This window comes from Actinomadura oligospora ATCC 43269, assembly GCF_000518265.1.
Lineage (GTDB): Bacteria > Actinomycetota > Actinomycetes > Streptosporangiales > Streptosporangiaceae > Spirillospora > Spirillospora oligospora.
The window spans coordinates 95,967-117,276 of the sequence record NZ_KI912410.1 but is presented as its reverse complement, the minus strand read 5'-3'; the positions used below and the strand labels follow the sequence as shown (position 1 = coordinate 117,276).

Sequence of the window (21,310 nt, the reverse complement as noted above, 5' to 3'; positions counted from 1 at the left end):
CGTGGCACTGTACGCGGCGTACGCCTCCAACATGGATCATGAGCAGATGGCGGCCCGGGCCCCCCACTCGCCGATGCGCGGGACGGGCTGGCTCTCCGGCTGGCGGCTCACCTTCGGCGGTCAGGACAAGGGCTGGGACGGTGCCCTCGCCACCGTCGTCGAGGACCGCTCCGACCAGGTGTTCGTCGTCCTGTACGACGTCCCCGCCTGGGACGAGCAGGAGCTGGACGCGTGGGAGGGCGCGGCGCTCGGGGTCTACCGCAAGATCCGCATCCGGGTGCACACGCTGGACGGCGACGTGCTCGCGTGGATCTACGTCCTGGACGACTACGAGGGCGGCCTGCCGTCCGCGCGCTACGTCGGCATCCTCGCCGACGCCGCGGAGAAGGCGGGCGCGCCCGACGACTACGTCAAGGCCCTGCGCGAACGGCCCTGCAAGTCCCTCGGCGACTGACGGCCGGACCGGCCGGGCCCCGGCCGTGGCCCGGTCGGCACTGGTCAGGGCGTCCGTCCGGCGGGGTGATCTCGGCCGGTAATGTCGGATCGTGAGCAACGACGCTTTTGAGGTGGCCGAGGCCGCCGCACGTGAGATCCGGCGGAAGAGCGGCTTCGACGCGTTCGACGTGGCCCTGGTGATGGGGTCGGGCTGGGTCCCGGCGGCGGACGAGCTGGGCGAGCCGGTCGCGGAGATCCCGGTGACCGAGCTGCCCGGGTTCACCGCGCCCGGGGTGGCCGGGCACGCGGGCCGGATCCGGATCGTCGAGGTCGGCGGACGGCGCTGCCTGGTGTTCCTCGGCCGCACCCACCTGTACGAGGGCCGCGGCGTCGAGCCGGTCGTGCACGGCGTCCGGACGGCCCTCGCCGCCGGGGTGAAGACGGTCGTGCTGACGAACGCGGCGGGCGGGCTGCGGCCCGAGACGCAGTCGGTCGGCGACCCGGTGCTGATCTCCGACCACCTCAACCTGACCGGCGCGAACCCGCTGACCGGCGCGACGTTCCTCGACCTGACCGAGGCGTACTCCAAGCGCCTGCGCGACCTGGCGAAGGCCGCCGACCCGACGCTCGCCGAGGGCGTGTACGCGGCGTTCCGCGGCCCGACCTACGAGACCCCGGCCGAGATCCGGATGCTGCGCACGATGGGCGCGGACATGATCGGCATGTCGACCGTCCTGGAGACGGTCGCGGCGCGCCAGGGCGGCGCGGAGGTGCTGGGCATCTCCCTGGTCACCAACATCGCGGCCGGGCTGAGCGACAAGCTCCTCGACCACCAGGAGGTCCTGGAGGCGGGGCAGGCCGCCGCGTCCCGCATGGGCCGCCTGCTCGCCGACGTCCTGGCCAAGGCATGACCGCTTCCGACGTGACCGGGCTGCGGGAGCTCGCCGAGCTGTGGCTGGCACAGGACCCGGACCCGGTGACGCGGGACGAGCTGTCCGCCCTGCTGGACGACGAGGCGGAGCTGCGCGACCGGTTCGGGACGCGGCTGGCGTTCGGGACGGCCGGGCTGCGCGGCGAGCTGGGCGCGGGGCCGAACCGGATGAACCGGGTGACGGTGATGCGCGCCGCGGCCGGGCTGGCGGCGCGGCTGCCCGCCGGGTCCGGCGTGGTGATCGGGTTCGACGCGCGGCACAACTCGCGCCGGTTCGCCGAGGACACGGCGGCCGTCGTGACCGGCGCGGGGCTGCGCGCCTGGCTGATGCCGGAGCCGCTGCCGACGCCGGTGCTGGCGTTCGCCGTCCGGCACCTGGGCGCGGCGGCGGGGGTCATGGTCACGGCCAGCCACAACCCGCCGCGCGACAACGGCTACAAGGTCTACTGGTCGGACGGCGCGCAGATCGTCCCGCCGGTGGACCGGGAGATCGCGGACGCGATCGACGCGGTCGGGCGGGTCGACGAGCTGCCCCTCGGCGAGGGCTGGACGGTGCTCGGCGACGAGATCGTCCAGGCGTACCTGGACGCGCTGGGCGTGCTCCCGGTCGCGGACGCCGCCGGGCTGAGGATCGCCTACACGCCGATGCACGGCGTCGGGCGGGACGTCCTGCTGCGGACGTTCGAGCGGGCCGGGATCCCGGCGCCCGCCGTGGTCGCCGAGCAGGCCGAGCCCGACCCGGACTTCCCGACCGTCGCGTTCCCGAACCCGGAGGAGCCTGGCGCGATGGACCTCGTCCTCGCGCTGGCCGCCCGGACGGACGCCGACCTGGTGATCGCGAACGACCCGGACGCCGACCGGCTGGCCCTGGCCGTCCCGGCGCGGGACGGTGGCTGGCGGGCGCTGACCGGCGACGAGGTGGGCGGGCTGCTCGCCGAGCACGTCCTGCGGCACACCACCGGCGACGACCGGCTCGTCGTCACGACGATCGTGTCGTCCTCGCTGCTGGACGCGATCGCCCGCGGGCACGGGGTGCGGTCCGCGCGGACCCTCACCGGCTTCAAGTGGATCATGAAGGCGGAGGGCCGGCTGGTCTTCGGCTACGAGGAGGCGCTCGGCTACAGCGTCGGCGCCGAGGACGGCGTGGTCGTCCACGACAAGGACGGCATCAGCGCCGCCCTCGCCGCCGCCTCGCTCACCGCCGAGGCGCGGGCCGAGGGAAGGACCCTGCTCGACCTGCTGGACGACCAGGCGCGCCGCTACGGGCTGCACGCGACCGCCCAGCTGTCGATCCGTGTGGACGACCTGTCGCTGATCACGAACGCGATGGCCCGGCTGCGGGCGGAACCGCCCAAGGAGCTGGCCGGACGTCCGGTCGAGGCGATCGACGACCTCGCCCGGGGCGTGGACGGCCTGCCGCCGACCGACGGCCTGCGGTTCCGGCTGGACGGGGCGCGCGTGGTCGTCCGGCCGTCCGGGACGGAGCCGAAGCTGAAGTGCTACCTGGAGGTCGTCACCCCGGTCGGGGAGGACGTGAACGCGGCTCGTGCGCGCGCGAAGGAGGACCTCGGAGCGCTCCGTGAGGCGTTCTCCGAGCTCCTCGGCTGACGCCTGGAGAAGCTGACGCCTAGAGAACGCTGACGACCACCAGCAGGACGACCGGCACGACCAGGGACGCCACGGCCACCGGGGACCACTTCACGGTCCCGGTCGTGGCGTCCTCGTCGGTCTTGGGCCGCTCGCGCTCGGCGATCTCGGTGAGCTGCTCGACCGCGAAGATCGCGGGCGTGCGGCCCTTCAGGGCCTTCTCCGCGCCCTTGGGCAGCCGCGCCGCCTCCCGCTGGCTGCGGGCCTCGGCCTTGGCGGCGGCGCGCGGCGAGGTCTGCAGGACCCAGGCCCGCATCGACCGGTCCGTGCCGTCCGCCTGCGCGAACGTGACGGTGATCGCGTCCTTCGCCCTGATCTCGCGGACCGCCCGCCACGGCGCGCGGATCTCGCGCAGCGGGTTCCGGACGGTCACCCCGGCCTCGTCCGCGACGATCGCGGGCCGCAGCCCGAGCGCGTACGCGACACCGCAGCCGATCAGCAGCAGTGCGGCCATCACCGCGCCGGTGGTGTCCCGGACCGGCTTCCCGGTCAGGCCGAGGCCCAGGTCCAGCAGGTTCAGCACGGTGAAGGCCACCCAGGCCCAGGCCGCGACCCGCGCGACGGGCGACCGGACGGTGTAGAGCGGGGTCATGGCTCAGATCATGCCACCGCGACCACGATGCTCACGCCGTCCGGCGCCGCTGACGTGGCCGGTCAGGCGTTCCGCTCGCCCGCGGTCAGGCGTTCCGCTCGGCCTTCAGGCGGGCGAAGCCGGGCTTGATCACGTCGTTGATCAGGTCCAGCCGCTCGGGGAAGGAGACGAAGGCCGACTTCATCGCGTTCACCGTGAACCACTGCAGGTCGTCCCAGCCGTAGCCGAAGGCGTCCGCGAGCGCGGCGAACTCCTCCGACACCGACGTCCCGCTCATCAGCCGGTTGTCGGTGTTGACCGTGACCCGGAAGTGCAGCTGCCGCAGCAGCCCGATCGGGTGCTCGGCGATCGACTTGGCCGCGCCGGTCTGGATGTTGGACGTCGGGCACAGCTCCAGCGGGATCCGCTTGTCCCGGACGTAGGAGGCGAGCCGTCCGAGCCTGGCCCGCCCGTCGCCGTCCACCTCGATGTCGTCGATGATCCGGACGCCGTGGCCGAGCCGGTCGGCGCCGCACCACTGGATGGCCTGCCAGATGGACGGGAGCCCGAAGCCCTCGCCCGCGTGGATGGTGAAGTGCGCGTTCTCGCGCTGGAGGTACTCGAACGCGTCCAGGTGGCGGGTGGGCGGGTACCCGGCCTCGGCTCCGGCGATGTCGAAGCCGACGACGCCCTGGTCCCGGTAGCGGACGGCCAGCTCGGCGATCTCCATCGACCGGGCCTGGTGCCGCATGGCCGTGACCAGCGCGCCCACCCGGATCCCGTGGTCGCGTCCGCCGCGCGCGAAGCCGTCGAGGACGGCCTCGACGATCTGCTCCAGGCTGAGCCCGGTCCGGGTGTGGAGTTCGGGGGCGTACCTGACCTCGGCGTACACGACGCCGTCCTTGGCCAGGTCCTCGGCGCACTCGTAGGCCACGCGGGTGAGGGCCTCGACCGACTGCATCACGCCGACGGTGTGCGAGAAGGTCTCCAGGTACCGCTCGAGCGAGCCGGAGTTCGACGCCTCGGCGAACCACGTGCCGAGCGCGGCGGGGTCGTTGCTGGGCAGGTCGTCGTAGCCGCCCTCGCGCGCCAGGTCCACGACGGTCTCCGGCCGCACGCCACCGTCGAGGTGGTCGTGCAGGAGCACCTTCGGGGCGCGCCTGATGTCCTCAAGAGTCAGACGTTCGTTCATCTACGAAAGATACCCGCCGCGACCGCCCACACAAGGACGATCGCGGCGGAATCTCCTAACTCAGCCGGTGATGTCGCTGGTCAGCGGCAGGCTGATGGCGCTGTGGCCGAGGTCGACCCGCACCTGGGTGCCCGCCGGGTAGCGGAGCGTGTAGGCGTGGTCGGTGGCGACGAGCATGACGCCGATCCGGTGACCGGCCTTGAACACGTAGTCCTCGGGGACCAGGTTCCACGAGAACGTGTAGTCCTTGCCCGCCTTGACGGGTGACTGGCGCCAGATCGACTGGCGGTTGCGGATGTCCGTCCAGCCGCGCGTGACGATCTTGAACGGCGCGGACGCCGTCTGGTACTTGCGGACGGCGCGGCAGCCCTGGTCGCTCGGGATCGAGTCGCCGTAGCACCACCGGTCCTGGGTGGACACGAGGGCGGTCGGACGGGTGTCGGTGCCGTAGTCGACCACGACCGCCGACAGGTAGGGCGAGCGGCCGTCGACCGACGCGCGCACCTTGATGTTGGCGGTGCCGGAGAACTTGACCGGGTTCTTCAGCGCCGGGGTGACGTAGAGCAGGCGGTTCGGGTCGGCCTGGGACTCGGCGGTGACCAGGTCCTCGGCGGTGCGGGACGGGGCGTCCACGAAGGCCGCCTCACCCTTGCCGCGCGCTCCGAGCACACCGGACGCGCCGTCCTTGCCGGTGGTGAAGCCCAGCGAGACCGGACGCGCGGACGGCGCCGGCCACTCGCGGTAGGTCTCCCACGCGCCCGGGCTGCGCTCGATGTCCACCTTCGGCTGCCGCATGACGTCGTTCTTCACGCCGTACAGCTCGTGCGCGAACCACAGGTTCAGGCTGTCCAGCCAGGCGCCCTGGCGGACGTCCAGCGGGTCGTCGTGCTGGCCCTGGTGCAGCCAGAGCTTGCGGTTCAGATTCGTCTTCTTGAGCGAGTTCCAGAGCAGGGCCATCTCGGAAGGCTTGACGTTCCAGTCGTTCAACCCGCCGGTCATGAAGACGCTGGCCTTGAAGTTCCCGATCTTCTTCGCGAAGTTCCGGACGTCCCAGGTGGCGTTGTAGTCGCCCGTGACCCGGTCCATCTTCTTCTCGATGTCGTGGATCTCGGGGGCGCAGACCTGCGGGTTCTTGCGGCTCAGAACGGCCTTGGCGTGGAGGTCGAGGTCCTCGCCCTCATAACCGTCCGGTGCGACCACACCGCCGTTGGCGCGGTAGTAGTCGTACCAGTTCGCCACGCCGGACACCGACACGACGGTCTTGAGGCCCTTGACGCCGGTCGAGGCCGCCGCGAGCGGCAGCGTCCCGTCGTAGGACTTGCCCGCCATCGCGACGTCGCCGGTGGACCAGCTCGCCTTGACCTCGTTGCCGGACGCGTCGTAGGCCTTCGCGTCGCCGGTCAGCCACTGGACGGCCTTCTTCATGCCGTTCACTTCGTTCGGGCCGATGGCCGTCGGGCAGCCGTCGGAGTTCCCGGTGCCGAGCGTGTCGGCGGCGAGGACCGCGTACCCGCGCGAGACGAAGTAGTTGTCGTAGTACATCCGCGCGTAGCTGGTCGGCGCCGGGGGCTCGGTCGGCGGCGTCCACGGGGACAGGCGCGGGTAGTCGGTGACGTCCGCCGGGTGGTACGGCGGGTCCTGGAGCCCCGCGTAGTACGGGCTGGCCTCCATGATCGAGGCGACCTTGAGACCGCCGTCGGTCTCCTTGGGCCGGGTGACGAACACCGCCACCCGGTCCTTCTTGCCGTCATGGTCGCTGTCCACGTCGGTCTCGACGTAGACCTGCTGCCGGATCGCGTCCTGGAAGGAGAACGTCGGCTGGGTGCGGCCGTCCTTGACGGTCACGTGCGGGCGCTCCGGCGCGGCGGCGGCGGGCAGGGCTCCGGCCACCAGGCCGGACGCCCCCAGGACCGCCGCGACGGGGACGAGTCGGGAAAGGCGCAAGCTGGGCTCCTCTGGGGGAATGAAGATCGCTCAAGACTGGCGATCCTTCCCGGCCCCCGTCAACGGTGAACTTTCACAAACGCGCAGGTTCGGCCGCATCCGGCAACGTCTCATCACCTTCCGGCGGGGCCTGGTCACCTTCCGCCGAGGGCGCGTCTTCGTCTTCCGCCGAGGGCGCGTCTTCGTCTTCCGCCGAGGGCGCGTCGTCGCCTTCCGCCGAGGGCGCGTCGTCGCCTTCCGCCGGGGGCGCGTCGTCGCCTTCCTCTGGGGGCGCGTCTTCGCCCTCCGCCGGGGGCGCGTCGTCGCCGCGCAGGGTCTCCTGCCGGACGAGCCAGGCGACGGCGAAGGCCAGCAGCGCCACGGCCGCCGCGCCGACCACCACGCCGTGCAGGCCCGCGCTGACCGCGTCCCGGACGGCCTCCCGCGCCCCCTCGGGCAGCGCGCGGACCTGCGCCGGGGTGAGGTTCACGGGGCCGTCCAGCCGGGACGTGTAGATCGCGCCGAGCAGCGCGACGCCGAGCGAGCCGCCGACCGTCCGCAGGAGGTTGACCGTCCCGCTGGCCGCGCCCATGTCGCGCGGGTCCGCGCCGTACAGGGTGATCAGCGTCGCGGACTGGGTCAGCAGGCCGAGCCCGACGCCGACCAGGGCGGTCAGCGCGGACGCGACGGGCGTCGGCGTGTGCGTCCCGAGCGGCAGCATGACCAGCGCGCCCGCCGCGGCCAGGGCCCCGCCCACCACCGGGAACCACCGGTAACGGCCCGTCCGCCCGACGACGCGTCCGGTGCGGAGCTGCGCGGCGAGCATCCCGAACATCAGCGGGAGCAGCAGCATCCCGCCGCCCGCCGGGGACGCGCCGCGCACGATCTGCATGTACTGCGGCAGGTACGTCATCAGCCCGAGCATCACCGCGCCGCCGAGGAAGCTCAGCACCTGCGCGAGCGCGAAGTTCCGGGACGCGAACAGCCTCGGCGGGACGATCGGCTCGGCCGCCCGCCGCTCCACCGGCACGAACACCGCGAGCGCCACGACCGCGACCGCCGCGAGCCCGGCGATCTGCGGCGACGTCCAGCCGTACCGGACGCCGCCCCAACTGCCGAGCAGCGTCAGCGCGACGATCCCGGCGGTCAGCAGCGCGGCCCCGGCGATGTCGATCCGCGCCCGGACGCGTCGCGCGGCCAGTCGCACCCGCGTCGCGACCAGCAGCAACGCCACCCCGCCGACCGGGAGGTTCACATAGAACGTCCAGCGCCAGTCCAGGTGGTCGGTGAGCAGCCCGCCGACCAGCGGCCCGCCGACGAACGCGACCGGCACGATCACGCCGATCATCGACTGCAGTCGGGCGCCCTCGCGCGGCGGCACCAGCTCGCCGATGATCGCCATCGCGCCGACCATCAGCCCGCCCGCGCCGAGCCCCTGCACCGCGCGGAAGGCGATCAGCTCGGTCATCGACCCCGACATCCCGGACAGCGCGGATCCGGCCAGGAACACCCCGATGGACGCCATGAACGCGCCCTTGCGTCCGGCGAGGTCGCCGAACTTGCCCCACAGCGGCGTCGTCACGGCCGCCGCGAGCAGGTACGAGGTCACGACCCAGGACAGCTGCCTCACTCCACCGAGGTCCCCGACGATCGTCGGGAGCGCCGTGCCGACGATCGTGCCGTCCAGCATGGCCAGGAACATCCCGAGCAGCAGCCCGAACACCCCGAGCCGGTCGTACCTCCCGCCGTCCATCACGTCGACCGCCGGGTTCGCCGCCTCCTCCGCGGCGGTCACCGCGTCCTCGGGGGCGCTCATGCGGCGTACGGGCTCGCCGCGCGCGCCCCGCGCAGCGCGTCCGCCCACCAGGCGAGCTGGTCGAGCATCTTCTTCGCGGCGGCGTCGGCGTTCGGGTCGGTGACCTCGCCGTCGGCGTCGAACGCGCCCCACACGCCGTTGAACCCGACGCCGTCCCGGATGGTGACGGCGTGCAGTTCGCCGAAGACCTGCCGCAGCTGCTCGACCGCGCGCGTCCCGGCCGAGAAGCCGCCGTAGGAGACGAACCCGACCGGCTTGGCGTGCCACTCCTTGTTGTGCCAGTCGATCGCGTTCTTCAGCGACGCCGGGAAACTGCGGTTGTACTCGGGCGTCACGACCACGAACGCGTCCGCCACCGCCAGCCGCGGCGACACGGCCGCGAGCTGCGCCAACGCGTCCGGGTCCGAGGGCGGCTTGCCGAAGTCCGGCAGGACGGTCGGCAGTGGCGTGGCGGCGAGGTCGACGACGTCCGCGTCCATGTCGTCCCGCTTCGCGAGATGCCGTTCGATCCACGCGGCGACCGTGCCGCCGAACCGTCCCTCCCGGGTGCTGCCGACGATGACCGCGACCTTGAGCATGAAAACCCCTGAGATGTGTACGACGTATCCAACGAGATACAACGTACACATCGATGTGTACATCGTCTACTCCGGATACGATGTACACATGGCCGCCGATCTTCCGCCGCTGTGGGAGCGCATGGAGCGCCCCGCCGCGCCCCGCCAGACGCTGACCCTCGACCGCATCGGCGAGACCGCCGTGCGCATCGCCGACACCGAGGGCCTGGACGCCATCACCATGCGCGGCCTGGCCACCCACCTGGGCGTCGCCCCGATGGCGCCCTACCGGCACATCGCGAACAAGGACGAACTGCTCGAGGTCATGACCGACCGCGTCTACGGCGAGCTGACGGTCGTCCGGCGCGGCACGTGGCGCGAGACCCTCCGCGACCACGCCCTGCGCACGCGCGCGCTCGTCCACGCCCACCCGTGGCTGACCGAGCTCCCCGCCACGGTCACGCCGCTGTCACCCAACCGGATGGCGGTCATGGAGCAGGCCCTCGCGGCCCTGGACGGCCTGGGCCTCGACGCCGACACGATGATGGTCGTCTTCCGGTCCGTCGACTTCTACACCCACGGCGCGACGAGCTCGGAGCTCGCCTTCCACCGCTTCATGAAGCGCCAGGACCTCGCCTCCCCCACCGACGTCCGCGTCGCCCTGGCCCCCCGCATGACCTACTTCATGGACACCGGCCGCTACCCCACCTACCGCCGCTACCTCCACGAGGCCACCCGCAAGGACGAAGCCGACTGGCAATTCGAAACGGGCCTCGACGCCGTCCTGGACGGCATCAAGACCCGCTTCAACCTCTGAAACCCCTACTCCGCGAACACCTCGTCAACGGACGACGCGGTGAGAGCGCGCTGGAACCACGTCTCCAACCGCTCCGGGTCCACGCAGTCGTTCACGGCCTCGCGCCGAGCATCGTCGATACGAAGCCCGCGCGCGTCCAGAAGGGCGAGAAGGTGCCGACGCGACGCCTCCGCATCCCCCTCACCCTTGCCTTCGTCCTTCCAGTCTTTGAAGAGCTGGGTCTTGGGCTCGGTGTCGCGGGTCACCATGAGCTCCTCCAGCATGTTTCGGACGGCGTCGGACTGCAGGGCGGTGACGTTGTCAATATCCGTCTTGCGCTGGTCACCGTCCGGGACGAGACGGGCGAGGGCGTCGATCATGGCCTCGGCGACATCCCGGCCGTGCGGACCGGCGGCATGGACGAGGGTGGACAGGACGGCGTCGAGGGGGTCCTGGACCTCGTCCGGGTCGGTGATGAGGGGGATCTCCTTGGGCCCCACGACGAGCACGTACAGGTAGGAGCCCGGATTGCCGAGGGGGATGCGCACGCGGCACCTCTCGGCCACCTTCTCGTCGTAGCAGAGCACGACGAGGTAGCCCTCGCACCGCTTGCGGGCGCGGAAGTTGGCGACGTAGGCGGGCCACGACCAGAACTTGCCCTCGTCGTAGCGGCGCTGGGACTCGACGATCACGCCGCATCCGGGGTGGCCGTCGGCGTCCGCGTAGACGCCGACGACGCGGTCGGCGCGGTATTCGGTGGGGTCGAACTCGGAGAGGTCCGCCGATTCCAGGCGGAACTCCGCATGGGGTGACATGACAGGGCCGCCCGCCCAGTGCAGGAGGCGGGCGGCCAGGGGTGGATCTTCCTCGATCAGAGCGAGGGGGGACTCATGCTCTCGAGTCGGCATGCTCGAACACTAGGGGTGATCAAAACATCGCGCACGGTGAATTTAGAACATGAGTTCTACTCGGGTCAGGAGAGGCGGTCGATGATCAGGGGGAGGAGGGTGGGGGCGGAGGTCCCGACCTCGTAGCCGCCGTCCAGCGACTCCAGGGCTCGCTCGAACAGGGACGCGTTGTCGGCGTGGAGGGTGAGGAGGGGCTGGCCCTCGGTGACCTTGTCGCCCGGCTTGGCGTGGCAGATGATCCCGGCGCCCGCCGACACCGGGTCCTCCTTGCGGGCGCGGCCGGCGCCGAGGCGCCAGGCGGCGACGCCGACGGCGAACGCGTCCAGCTTGGTGAGGACACCGGAGGACGGCGCGGTGATCGTGTGCGTCTCCGGGGCCACCGGAAGGGGCGCGTCAGGGTCGCCGCCCTGGGCGGAGATCATGCGGCGCCACACGTCCATGGCGGAGCCGTCGCGCAGGGTGTCCGCCGGGTCCTTGCCGACGATGCCTGCGGCGTCGAGCATCTCGCGGGCCAGCCGGACGGTCAGCTCGACGATGTCCTCGGGGCCGCCGCCCGCCAGGACGTCCACGGACTCGGCGACCTCGACGGCGTTGCCGACCGCGCGGCCGAGCGGGCGGTCCATCGCGGTGAGCAGCGCGACGGTCCTCACGCCGTGGTCGGTGCCGATCGCGACCATGGTCTCGGCGAGCTCGCGGGCCTGCTCGACGGTCTTCATGAACGCGCCGGAGCCGGCCTTGACGTCCAGGACGAGCGCGCCCGTGCCCTCGGCGATCTTCTTCGACATGATCGAGGACGCGATCAGCGGGATCGACTCGACCGTGCCGGTGACGTCGCGCAGCGCGTAGAGCTTGCGGTCGGCCGGGGCCAGGCCGCTGCCCGCCGCGCAGATGACCGCGCCCGCGCTCTCCAGGACGTCCAGCATCTCGGCGTTGGAGAGGGACGCGCGCCAGCCGGGGATGGACTCCAGCTTGTCCAGCGTGCCGCCGGTGTGGCCGAGGCCGCGGCCGGACAGCTGCGGCACGGCCGCGCCGCAGGCGGCGACGACCGGGGCGAGCGGCAGCGTGATCTTGTCTCCGACGCCTCCGGTGGAGTGCTTGTCGGTGGTCGGACGGCTGAGCGAGGAGAAGTCCATCCGCTCGCCGGACTCGATCATCGCGGCGGTCCAGCGGCCGATCTCGGCGCGGGTCATGCCGTTCAGCAGGATGGCCATCGCGAGGGAGGACATCTGCTCCTCGGCGATCGCGCCCCGGGTGTAGGCGTCGATCACCCAGTCGATCTGCTCGTTCGACAGCGCGTGGCCGTCCCGCTTGGCGCGGATGACGTCGATGGCGTCCACGTGGGGGGCCTCTTTCAGGAACGGGTGATCAGGTCGTCGGGGCCGAAGGCGTCCGGGAGGATCGCCGAGAGCGGCCGGATGCCGGAGACGGACTCCAGCAGGGTCTCGGGGGTGCCGTGCTCCCAGAGGAGCTGGCGGCAGCGTCCGCAGGGCATGAGGGGGTCTCCGTGGCCGTCCACGACCGCGACCGCGACGAGGCGGGGGCGGTCGCCGGACAGGTCGGCGTCCGGCCCGTACAGGGCGGTGACCAGGCTGCACTCCGCGCACAGGCCGAGCCCGTACGAGGCGTTCTCCACGTTGCACCCGGTGATCACGCGGCCGTCGGAGACCAGCGCGGCGGCCCCCACCGGGAAGCTCGAGTACGGAGCGTAGGCCCGCTTCATCGCGTCCCGGGCCGCACCACGAAGGACATCCCAGTCGATCTCACTCATCAGACAATGATCCCACTCGATGGTCGTGGATCGGGCCCGGCATCGACGGTGCGATGCCGGGCCCGTGTTCGGGGTGGTTACCTCGCCTCGCCGCGACGGTAGATGACGCCGTCGGCGGCGGGCATCCGGAGCCGCTGGCTGGCCAGGGCGAGGACGAGCAGCGTCGTCACGTACGGGATCGTCGAGACGAGCTCGCCCGGGAGCTGGTCGCTCACCACGAACCAGACCAGCAGGACGGCGGCCGTGACGACCGCGACCGCGGACGCGACGTAGGCGCCGCGCACCGTGCGCCGATCCAGGTCCGTGGTGACCAGCGGACGCAACTGCGACCCGCGGAAGAACTGCCAGCCCGCCACCGCGACGAAGATGACCGCCACGAACAGCAGCAGGGCGTGCGCCGAGTCGCCGCCGCCGCGGACGTTCATCGCGTCGGTGTAGCCGAACAGCAGCGAGCCGGACGCGAGCCCGACCGGACGCCAGTTACCGAAGATCATCGCCGCGAGGCCGATGTAGCCGCGTCCGCCGGTCTGGCCGTCCTGGTAGAGGGACGACACGGTGACCATGAACGCGCCCGCCAGGCCCGCGCAGCCGCCCGAGATCATCACGGCCGCGTACTTCATCCGGTACACGTTGACGCCCAGCGACTCGGCCGCGTACGGGTCCTCGCCGCAGGACCGCACGCGCAGCCCGAACGGCGTCCGCCACAGCACGAAGAACGTGACCGGGACGAGCAGGACCGCGATCAGCGTCAGCACCGACATGCCCGCCGTGAGGCCGCGCAGCACGCCCGCGACGTCCGACGCCAGGAACCAGTGGTGCTTCTCCAGCGAGCCCAGCCAGTCCGGGGACTGCCAGGATCCGATCTTCCCGCCGGACAGGAACGGGACGGTCAGCGTCGGCATCGCGTCCACCGGCGGCGACTGCCGCGGTCCGCCGCCCAGCGCCTTGGCGTGCCCGGTGTTGAACACCAGGCCCGCCAGGAACTGGGTCAGGCCGAGGCCGAGGATGTTGATCGCGACACCGGACACGATGTGGTCGACGCCGAAGGTGACGGTCGCGATCGCGTGCACGAGGCCGCCGAGCGCGCCGCCGAGGATCCCGGCGATCGCGCACGCCCACGGACCCCACTGGTAGCCCGCCCAGGCGCCCGTCCAGGTGCCGAGGATCATCATGCCCTCGAGCCCGATGTTGATCACACCGGACCGCTCGGCCCACAGCCCGCCGAGCCCGGCCAGGAAGATCGGGACGGCCAGCCGCAGCGCGGCCGAGACCGTGCCGGACGAGGTGACGTCGTTCGCGTCGTCCAGCACCCGGACGGCCGACAGCAGCACCAGCAGCGCGCCGGCGATCATCATGTAGTGCGGCCAGCGCAGGTTCAGCTTCGCGCGGACGCCGGAGACCTTCTCCGCGACGGTGGCGGTACTCACTTGGCGGCCTCCCCCGCGACGGTGTGCCCGGCGGCGAGTTCGCTGGCCACGCTCTTCTGCTGGAGCCGGATCTCCCAGCGGCGGACCAGCTCGTACACGATGACGACGGTCAGCACGACCACGCCCTGCATCACGCCGACGATCTCCTTCGGCACGTCGACCTCCTGGAGGATGTCCGAGGACTGGTCGAGGAAGGCGAACAGGATCGCGGCGAGCGCGATGCCGACCGGGTGGTTGCGGCCGAGCAGCGCGACGGTGATGCCGGTGAAGCCGAGCCCGGCCGGGAAGTTCAGCGAGTAGTTGTAGGACGCGCCGAGCAGCTCGGGCATCCCGATCAGGCCCGCGACCACGCCGGACAGCACCATCGTGATGACGACCATCCGGCCCGCCGAGACGCCGCTGGCCTGCGCCGCCGTCGGGGACAGCCCGGAGATCTTCAGGTCGAAGCCGAACCGGGTGCGGTTGATGACGACCCAGAACACGATGCCGATCACGATCGCGACCGGAAGCAGGCCGTACATCCGTCCCGGCAGGTCGATGCCGATGCTCGACAGGAAGCCGTTCAGCGGGCCGACCCGGCCGGACGACGGGATGTCCGGGGTGGCCACGTTGTTGCTGCCCGGACGGTCGGCGGCGAGCCGGTCGGTGTTCAGCAGGTAGGCGATGATGCCGGTCGCGATCGCGTTCAGCATGATCGTCGAGATGACCTCGCTGACGCCGCGGGTGACCTTCAGCAGGCCCGCGATGGACGCCCACGCGCCGCCGATCACCATCGCCGCGACGATCACCAGCATCTGCCCGAACGGGGCGGGCAGGGTGACCGCGCCGCCGAGCGAGGCCGCCAGCAGCGCGGCGAGCCGGTACTGGCCGTCCACGCCGATGTTGAACAGCGCCATCCGGAACCCGATGGCGACCGCGATCGCCGACAGGTAGTAGCGGGTCGCGCGGTTCAGGATGTCCACGATCGAGTTGGACGTGGTGCCGTAGTCGATCATCGACTGGATCGAGCTGACCGGGTCGGCCCCGGAGATCCGCAGCACGACCATGGTGATGCCCAGCGAGATCAGCAGCGCCAGCACCGGCGCGCCGATCTTCAGGCCGAGGCCGCGCGGGCCGAGGCCGCGCAGGATCGCCTGCCAGCCCGGCACCTCGTCCGGCCCGTCCGGCCCGTCCGGCTTCGCCACCGCGGGAGCCACGCCCTCCGAGGTCTTCGTCGGCTCGGCCGTCGCGGGGGCGGTGTCCGCCGAGGTCTCGGAGGGCTTGGCCACCGAGGGCCCCTCCTCGGACGGCAGGTCGCGCTTGTCGTCGCTCATGACGCGTCCTCGACGGTGGCGCCGGTCATGGCGGAGCCGAGCTCCTCCGGGGTGACGTTCGCCGGATCCACCTCGGCGACCAGCCGCCCCCGCAGGATCACGTGCAGCGTGTCGGACATACCGATGAGTTCCTCAAGGTCGGCGCTGATGAGCAGGACGGCGAGGCCCGCCGCCCGCGCCCGGCGCAGGTGTTCCCAGATCGCGGCCTGCGCGCCGACGTCGATGCCGCGGGTCGGGTGCGCCGCGATCAGCACCTTCGGCTCGCCGGACATCTCCCGGCCGACGATCAGCTTCTGCTGGTTGCCGCCGGACAGCGCGCCGATCGGCACCTCGATGCCGGGCGTGCGCACGTCGTACTCCTGGACGATCCGGGTCGTGTCCCGGCGCGCGCCGCGCCGGTCGATCCACGGGCCGCGCGAGTTCGGCTTCTCGGTCTGGTGGCCGAGGATCCGGTTCTCCCAGAGCGATCCCTCGAGGACGAGCCCGTGCCGGTGCCGGTCCTCGGGGATGTAGGCGATCCCGGCCTCGCGGCGGCGGCGCGTCGTCCAGCCGGTGACGTCCTCGCCGGCGAAGCCGATCGTGCCGGAGTCCGCGGTCCGGATCCCCATGATCGTCTCGATCAGCTCGCCCTGGCCGTTGCCCTCGACCCCGGCGAGGCCGACGATCTCGCCGCGCCGGATGTCCAGGGTCACGCCGTCCACGACCGGACGGCCCTCGGGGGTGAGCACCACCAGGTCCCTCACCGTGAGCTCGACGTCGTCGGTCACGGTGGACTCGCGGAGCTCGGGCGTCGGCAGCTCGGACCCGACCATCAGCTCGGCCAGCCGCCGCGAGGTGACCTCGCGCGGGTTCAGCCGGGTCGCGACCGTGGTGCCGCGCCGGATCACCGAGATCGAGTCGGCGACCGACAGCACCTCGTCCAGCTTGTGCGAGATGAACAGGACGGTCAGGCCCTCGGCGCGCAGCTCGCGCAGGTTGCCGAACAGCTCGTCGACCTCCTGCGGGACGAGCACGGCGGTCGGCTCGTCCAGGATGAGCACCTTCGCGCCCCGGTACAGCACCTTGATGATCTCGACGCGCTGCCGGTCGCCGACGCCCAGGTTCTCGACCAGCGTGTCCGGGTCGAGCCGCATCCCGTACTGCTCGGCCATCGCGCGGATCCGCTTGCGGGCGGTGCCGAAGTCGATCCGGCCCGCCTTCTTCGGCTCCGCCCCGAGGATCACGTTCTCCAGGACTGTCAGGTTGTCGGCGAGCTTGAAGTGCTGGTGCACCATGCCGATGCCGCGCGCGATGGCGTCCGCGGGAGTGCGGAACGAGACCTTCTCGCCGTCGATCTCGATGGTGCCCTCGTCGGGACGCTGCATCCCGTAGAGGATCTTCATCAGCGTGGACTTGCCCGCGCCGTTCTCGCCGCAGAGCGCGTGCACCTCGCCGCGCTGGATCTCGAGGTCGATGTCCCGGTTGGCCACCACGCCCGGGAACCGTTTGGTGATGGATGTCAGCCTGACGGCCGGCACCTGGTCAGGCACGAGTGCCCCCCTGTGAGGAAAAACCAGTGGAAAACGCGGACCGGCGTCGACCCGCGACAGAGCGCGGGGCGACGCCGGAACCGGTGCGGCGTCAGGCCCCGGGCTTGGTCGAGACCTTGATCTTGCCGCTGACGATGTCGGCCTTGTACTGGTCGAGCTTCGCCTTGATGTCGTCCACGAAGCCGCCGGAGGTCGCGTAGGACACACCGTCGTTCGACAGGTCGTACTTCTTGATGCCGGCCTGGAAGGAGCCGTCGGCGACACCCTTGACGAAGTCGAACACCGAGGTGTCGACGCGCTTCACCATGGAGGTGAGGATGTGGTCCTTGACCGAGCTGACGGCCGGCTGGCCGTACTGGTCGGAGTCGACGCCGATGGCCCACTTGCCGGCGGCGCCCACGGTCTTGATCACGCCGATGCCGGCGCCGCCCGCGGCGTGGTAGATCACGTCCGCGCCCGCGTCCAGCTGGCCCTTGGCGGCCTCGTTGCCGAGCGCCGGGTTCTTGAACCCGTCGAAGTTCGGCGGCTGGGTCAGGTACTTGGCCGGCAGGACCTTGATGCCCGGCTTGGCGGCCTTGGCGCCCGCCACGTAGCCGGCCTCGAACTTCTGGATCAGCGGGGTGTTCACGCCGCCGATGAAGCCGATGGTGCCGGTCTTGGACTTCAGCGCGGCGGCCGCGCCGACCAGGTAGGAGCCCTGCTCCTCGGAGAAGCAGGCGCCCTCGACGTTCGCGCCGGTCACCGTGCACTGGTCGGCGTCCACGACCAGGAACTTGGTGTTCGGGAAGTCCTTGGCGACCTTCACGACCGCGTTGGTGTAGGCGAAGCCGACGCCGACGATGGCCTTGTAGCCCTTGCCGGCCAGCAGGCGCAGGCGGGACTCCTTGTCCGCGTCCGGCTCGTCCGGCTTGGCGGAGATCTCCTCCGTCGTGACGTTCAGGTCCTTCTTGACCTTGTCGAGGCCGGCGGCGGCCGAGTCGTTGAACGACTGGTCGCCGCGCCCACCGATGTCGAAGGCCAGGCCGACCTTGATGCTCTTCTTGCCGTCGCCACCGCTGTCGCCGGAGTCCGACTTCTTACCGCCACACGCGGCGGCGTTCAGCGCCAGCACGGCGCCCGTCATGGAGACGAGCGTGATCTTGAGTACACGGCGCATTATGCCGCGCTCCTTCCGTTCCCCACCCAGAACAACGCGGCCGGACGCGCGTGAGTGCGTACCCCGGCCACACAAACCGATCGGACGCTACCCCGAGGTAGGTGGTGAAACATCCGATGTGCACCGTTTCGCAACGCGTCTGTTACCAACGCGTAGGCATATCGGCGCAGGTGGCGGGGTGAAAACCGGGGCGGAGCCCGGTCGCCGGGCGCGTGCCCAGGGGGAGGAACGGAACGACCCTACTCCGAAACGATCAGTTCAGTAACCGGCCGAACGATCAGCGTGACGGCCGGACCGTGACCGGAGCGGTGATCGGAGCGGTGACCGGGGGGACGATCAGCTCAGCGCGGCCCCCTCGGCGGCGCCGCCGACCGGCTCGTCCCGGCCGGCGTCGAGGCGGCCGTCCCAGAGGGCGGTCAGAGCGGTCGCGGCCAGCACCCGGACGCCGACCGCCACGCACCTCTCGTCCACGTCGAAGTCGCCCCGGTGCAGGTCGTACTCCGCGGACGAGCCGGGCTCGCGGACGCCGAGCCGGGCCAGCGCGCCCGGGATCGACTCCAGGTACCAGCCGAAGTCCTCGCCGCCGAGGCTCTGCGGGGTGGGCACCACGCCCTCGTCGCCGATCACCTGGCCCGCCGCGTCCCGGAACAGGTCCACGCTGACCGCCTCGTTCACCGTCGGCGGGACGCCCCGGACGTACTCCATCGACGCCTCGACGTCGTAGGCGGAGGCGACCGACTGGAGCAGCGCCTTCATCATCTCCGGCGCGCGGTGCCACGCCTCGTCGTCCAGGCAGCGGATGGTGCCCTCGGCGATCCCGTCGTCCGGGATGGCGTTGGCGACCGACCCCGCCGAGACCCGGCCCCACACCAGCGACAGGCTGGACCGGGGGTCCACCCGGCGGGACAGCGCCGCGGGGAGCTCGGTGACGATCTTGGCGAGCGCGTACACCAGGTCGGCGGTCAGGTGCGGACGGGCGGTGTGCCCGCCGGGGCCGGTCACCTTGACGTACACCTTGTCGCAGGCCGCGGTGATCGCGCCGGTCCGCAGCCCCAGCTGGCCGACCTCGATGCGCGGGTCGCAGTGCAGCGCGAACGCCCGATCCACGCCCGCGATGCCCCCCGCCGCGATCACGTCGAGCGCCCCGCCGGGCATCTCCTCGGCGGGCTGGAACAGCAGCCGGACCCGGCCCGGCAGCAGCCCGGCCTCCGCCTGGCGGGCCAGGAACAGGCCCGCGCCCAGCACCATCGCGGTGTGGACGTCGTGCCCGCAGGCGTGCGCGACGCCCGGCACGGTGGACCGGTACGGCGCGTGCTCCTTCTCGTCCTGGAGCGGGAGGGCGTCGATGTCGGCGCGGAGCGCGACGGTGTAGCCGTCCTCCGGGCCGATGTCGCAGTACAGGCCGGTGCCGCGGGGCAGGATCCGCGGTTCGAGCCCGGCCTCCTTCAGCCGCGCCGCGATCCTCTCGGTCGTGCGGTACTCGTTGTGCGCGAGTTCCGGGTTGGCGTGCAGGTCGCGCCGGAACGCGATCAACTCCGGCTCCGCGGCGGCCAGGAACCCGTCGAGCCGCACCCGCAGTGCCGCGTCTCCCACCTGCACGATCCCTCCCGTCCCTGCCGCATCGGGCATCGCCTCCGGCACGGCCCCGGCCACCGGTGCGGCCGGGGGGCCCGTGCCCGCGACCCGGGCCATGGCCTGTGCGGCCGTGCCCCGGGCGCTCGTGACCCCGGTGTCGGTGGCCCCGTCGTCGGTGGCCCTCGCGGTCATGCGCCTCGCGCTCCCGCCGGAATGGCCGGCGGTGTCCGCCGCCCCCGGGGCGGTGGCTGGTCCAGGGCCGGGCATCACCCCGGGTCCCATGTGTGTCATGTGCGCCCCCTGCGCGTGGGCGGGCCGGCCCGGTGGCCGCCCGCCGGTGTCGGTTCGCGGAACAGGCTGCCGGCCGGGATCCTCAGTTCCCGGCACGGGTGGCCTCCCCGCGGGTGACGAACCGGTCCTCCGCGAGCTCGAGGATCGCGGCGTCGACCACGTCCTCCAGAGCGCCGCCGCCCGCGCGGATCGCGCGCTGGCGCTCGTAGGGGGCCCCGTGCTCCAGGACCTCCCCGGCGATCTTGAGCTCGTCGGCGCAGCCGAGCCGCGCGGCGACCGGTTCCAGCTCCGCGACCAGTTCGTACACCTCGTCGCGGAGGGGTGCGGTGTGCCCGCTGTCATCGGTGATGACCAGGGCGTCCAGGCCGTACCGGGTGGCCCGCCACTTGTTGTCGCGCACCACCCAGGCGGCCGGGCGCGGCAGCGTGTAGCCGCGGTCGAGCTGCTGGTCGAAGAGGGTGACCAGGCTCTGGCACAGCGCCGTCGCCATTCCCACCTCGCGGAGCGTGGGTATCCCGTCGAACATCCGGATCTCGACGGTGCCGAACTCCGGGTGCGGACGGATGTCCCACCACACCTCCTTGATGCTGCGGATCGTTCCCGCGCGCAGCAAGGTGTCCATGTAGTCCTCGAACGCCCTCCAGTCGTCCAGCAGGTGGGGCGGGCCGGCGGTCGGGAGCTGGCCGAACACCACCGCGCGGGTGGACGCCAGCCCCGTGTCGTCCCCGCTCCAGAACGGGCTGGACGCGGTGAGCGCGAGGAAGTGCGGGAGGTAGCCGGCCAGCGCGTTCACGATCGGGATCACCTTCGCCCGGTCGGTGATCCCCACGTGGACGTGGACCCCGAACGTCTGGATCCGGCGGGCGAGCCACTGCATCCGCTCGACCAGGTCGGAGTAGCGCTGGGTCGGCGAGGTCTCGGCGTCCCGCCAGTCCGAGATGGGATGGGTGCCCGTGCAGGCGAGCGTCAAACCCCGCGGCTCGGCCACGGCGCGCAGCGCGTCCACCGTGGCGGCCAGGTCGCGCTGGGCCTCGGCGACGGTCTGGCAGACGTCGGTGACGGCCTCGACCGTGGACGCCATCAGCTCGTGGCGGAGCTTGCCCGCCTGCCCGGACGCGCCCGGGGCGTGCAGGGCGCCCGATGAGGGCGGAACGCCCTGTGAGGGCAGGGCGGCGAGCACCTCGCGCGCGTCCTGCCGCAGGCGCCGGGTCGCGGCGTCGACGAGCTGGAGCTCCCACTCCACGCCCAGCGTCGCGCCACGCGACGGGTTGAAGTCAATGGCCACGGCCAACCTCCGTCCACAATCCTTGCAGGTCGATGCGTGGCACGTGGGGCGATTCCGCCAGCGGGTATCTAAGCCTGGACAAACGGCGGCCCAGGTAGGGCGTGTTCCGCACGCGCGGGCCGCCGGGACCCATCATGGCGCGCGGCGCCCCGGCCCCGCCGGGTTCCCCGTCCTTTGCGCAGCATTTGGC

Annotated in this window: 18 protein-coding genes; 4 read left to right on the top strand and 14 right to left on the bottom strand. The window is 71.9% G+C overall.

Annotation, left to right across the window (positions count from 1 at the left end):
- Position 1 precedes the first annotated feature (1 nt).
- The 3 genes from P696_RS0132180 to P696_RS0132170 all read left to right on the top strand — a co-directional run bounded on the left by P696_RS0132180 (position 2) and on the right by P696_RS0132170 (position 2,974).
- Positions 2–454: a gamma-glutamylcyclotransferase family protein gene (locus P696_RS0132180; protein WP_026415555.1), complete on the top strand. Its 453-nt coding sequence runs from the start codon at positions 2–4 to the stop codon at positions 452–454.
- A 91-nt stretch (positions 455–545) separates the two neighbouring features.
- Positions 546–1,346, top strand: a complete 801-nt coding sequence (locus P696_RS0132175) for a purine-nucleoside phosphorylase (RefSeq protein ID WP_026415554.1) — start codon at positions 546–548, stop codon at positions 1,344–1,346.
- Positions 1,343–2,974, top strand: a complete 1,632-nt coding sequence (locus P696_RS0132170) for a phospho-sugar mutase (protein WP_157430055.1) — start codon at positions 1,343–1,345, stop codon at positions 2,972–2,974. The genes P696_RS0132175 and P696_RS0132170 overlap by 4 nt, the downstream gene beginning before the upstream one ends.
- Before the next feature lie 19 nt (positions 2,975–2,993).
- On the opposite strand, the gene P696_RS0132165 is transcribed toward P696_RS0132170, so the two are convergent.
- From P696_RS0132165 to P696_RS0132145, 5 genes are all read right to left on the bottom strand, one after another.
- Positions 2,994–3,605: a PH domain-containing protein gene (locus tag P696_RS0132165; RefSeq protein ID WP_026415552.1), complete on the bottom strand. Its 612-nt coding sequence runs from the start codon at positions 3,603–3,605 to the stop codon at positions 2,994–2,996.
- Positions 3,606–3,690: 85 nt separating this feature from the next.
- On the bottom strand, positions 3,691–4,776 hold the full coding sequence (locus P696_RS0132160; protein ID WP_026415551.1) for an adenosine deaminase: 1,086 nt from the start codon (positions 4,774–4,776) through the stop codon (positions 3,691–3,693).
- A gap of 60 nt (positions 4,777–4,836) precedes the next feature.
- Positions 4,837–6,720 carry a Xaa-Pro dipeptidyl-peptidase gene (locus tag P696_RS0132155; protein ID WP_026415550.1) on the bottom strand — a complete coding sequence of 628 codons (1,884 nt, stop codon included), beginning with the start codon at positions 6,718–6,720 and terminating at the stop codon, positions 4,837–4,839.
- Positions 6,721–6,793: 73 nt separating this feature from the next.
- On the bottom strand, positions 6,794–8,515 hold the full coding sequence (locus P696_RS49470) for an MDR family MFS transporter (protein ID WP_157430053.1): 1,722 nt from the start codon (positions 8,513–8,515) through the stop codon (positions 6,794–6,796).
- Positions 8,512–9,093: an NADPH-dependent FMN reductase gene (locus tag P696_RS0132145; protein WP_026415549.1), complete on the bottom strand. Its 582-nt coding sequence runs from the start codon at positions 9,091–9,093 to the stop codon at positions 8,512–8,514. Before P696_RS0132145 ends, P696_RS49470 begins: the two co-directional genes overlap by 4 nt.
- An 88-nt stretch (positions 9,094–9,181) precedes the next feature.
- Between P696_RS0132145 and P696_RS49465 the strand changes: the two genes are divergently transcribed.
- Entirely contained in the window at positions 9,182–9,889 is a 708-nt protein-coding gene (locus P696_RS49465; RefSeq protein WP_034488536.1) for a TetR/AcrR family transcriptional regulator, read from the top strand.
- A gap of 5 nt (positions 9,890–9,894) precedes the next feature.
- On the opposite strand, the gene P696_RS0132135 is transcribed toward P696_RS49465, so the two are convergent.
- The 9 genes from P696_RS0132135 to P696_RS49455 all read right to left on the bottom strand — a co-directional run bounded on the left by P696_RS0132135 (position 9,895) and on the right by P696_RS49455 (position 21,120).
- Positions 9,895–10,776 (bottom strand): hypothetical protein, encoded by an 882-nt coding sequence (locus P696_RS0132135; protein ID WP_157430052.1) that lies wholly within the window; start codon positions 10,774–10,776, stop codon positions 9,895–9,897.
- Between the two features lie 65 nt (positions 10,777–10,841).
- Positions 10,842–12,113, bottom strand: a complete 1,272-nt coding sequence (locus tag P696_RS0132130) for a thymidine phosphorylase (protein WP_026415547.1) — start codon at positions 12,111–12,113, stop codon at positions 10,842–10,844.
- A gap of 14 nt (positions 12,114–12,127) precedes the next feature.
- On the bottom strand, positions 12,128–12,544 hold the full coding sequence (locus P696_RS0132125; protein ID WP_034488157.1) for a cytidine deaminase: 417 nt from the start codon (positions 12,542–12,544) through the stop codon (positions 12,128–12,130).
- A gap of 77 nt (positions 12,545–12,621) precedes the next feature.
- Positions 12,622–13,971 (bottom strand): ABC transporter permease subunit, encoded by a 1,350-nt coding sequence (locus P696_RS0132120; RefSeq protein ID WP_026415545.1) that lies wholly within the window; start codon positions 13,969–13,971, stop codon positions 12,622–12,624.
- Positions 13,968–15,284 (bottom strand): ABC transporter permease, encoded by a 1,317-nt coding sequence (locus P696_RS0132115; RefSeq protein ID WP_084338531.1) that lies wholly within the window; start codon positions 15,282–15,284, stop codon positions 13,968–13,970. The genes P696_RS0132120 and P696_RS0132115 overlap by 4 nt, the downstream gene beginning before the upstream one ends.
- Positions 15,281–16,813: an ABC transporter ATP-binding protein gene (locus P696_RS0132110; RefSeq protein WP_026415543.1), complete on the bottom strand. Its 1,533-nt coding sequence runs from the start codon at positions 16,811–16,813 to the stop codon at positions 15,281–15,283. Before P696_RS0132110 ends, P696_RS0132115 begins: the two co-directional genes overlap by 4 nt.
- Positions 16,814–16,904: 91 nt before the next feature.
- Positions 16,905–17,969, bottom strand: coding sequence for a BMP family lipoprotein (locus P696_RS0132105; protein ID WP_026415542.1), 1,065 nt, complete (start codon positions 17,967–17,969; stop codon positions 16,905–16,907).
- Between the two features lie 336 nt (positions 17,970–18,305).
- Entirely contained in the window at positions 18,306–19,598 is a 1,293-nt protein-coding gene (locus P696_RS49460; protein ID WP_051468613.1) for an amidohydrolase, read from the bottom strand.
- Between the two features lie 319 nt (positions 19,599–19,917).
- Positions 19,918–21,120, bottom strand: a complete 1,203-nt coding sequence (locus tag P696_RS49455) for a glutamate--cysteine ligase (RefSeq protein WP_034488154.1) — start codon at positions 21,118–21,120, stop codon at positions 19,918–19,920.
- Between the last annotated feature and the right edge of the window lie 190 nt (positions 21,121–21,310).

Bases quoted from the DNA above. Each gene is read 5' to 3' on its own strand.
- P696_RS0132170 (WP_157430055.1), top strand. From the start codon at position 1,343: ATGACCGCTTCCGACGTGACCGGGCTGCGGGAGCTCGCCGAGCTGTGG.
- P696_RS0132165 (WP_026415552.1), bottom strand. From the start codon at position 3,605: ATGACCCCGCTCTACACCGTCCGGTCGCCCGTCGCGCGGGTCGCGGCC.
- P696_RS0132160 (WP_026415551.1), bottom strand. From the start codon at position 4,776: ATGAACGAACGTCTGACTCTTGAGGACATCAGGCGCGCCCCGAAGGTG.
- P696_RS49470 (WP_157430053.1), bottom strand. From the start codon at position 8,515: ATGAGCGCCCCCGAGGACGCGGTGACCGCCGCGGAGGAGGCGGCGAAC.
- P696_RS0132145 (WP_026415549.1), bottom strand. From the start codon at position 9,093: ATGCTCAAGGTCGCGGTCATCGTCGGCAGCACCCGGGAGGGACGGTTC.
- P696_RS49465 (WP_034488536.1), top strand. From the start codon at position 9,182: ATGGCCGCCGATCTTCCGCCGCTGTGGGAGCGCATGGAGCGCCCCGCC.
- P696_RS0132135 (WP_157430052.1), bottom strand. From the start codon at position 10,776: ATGCCGACTCGAGAGCATGAGTCCCCCCTCGCTCTGATCGAGGAAGAT.
- P696_RS0132125 (WP_034488157.1), bottom strand. From the start codon at position 12,544: ATGAGTGAGATCGACTGGGATGTCCTTCGTGGTGCGGCCCGGGACGCG.
- P696_RS0132115 (WP_084338531.1), bottom strand. From the start codon at position 15,284: ATGAGCGACGACAAGCGCGACCTGCCGTCCGAGGAGGGGCCCTCGGTG.
- P696_RS0132105 (WP_026415542.1), bottom strand. From the start codon at position 17,969: ATGCGCCGTGTACTCAAGATCACGCTCGTCTCCATGACGGGCGCCGTG.
- P696_RS49460 (WP_051468613.1), bottom strand. From the start codon at position 19,598: ATGCCCGATGCGGCAGGGACGGGAGGGATCGTGCAGGTGGGAGACGCG.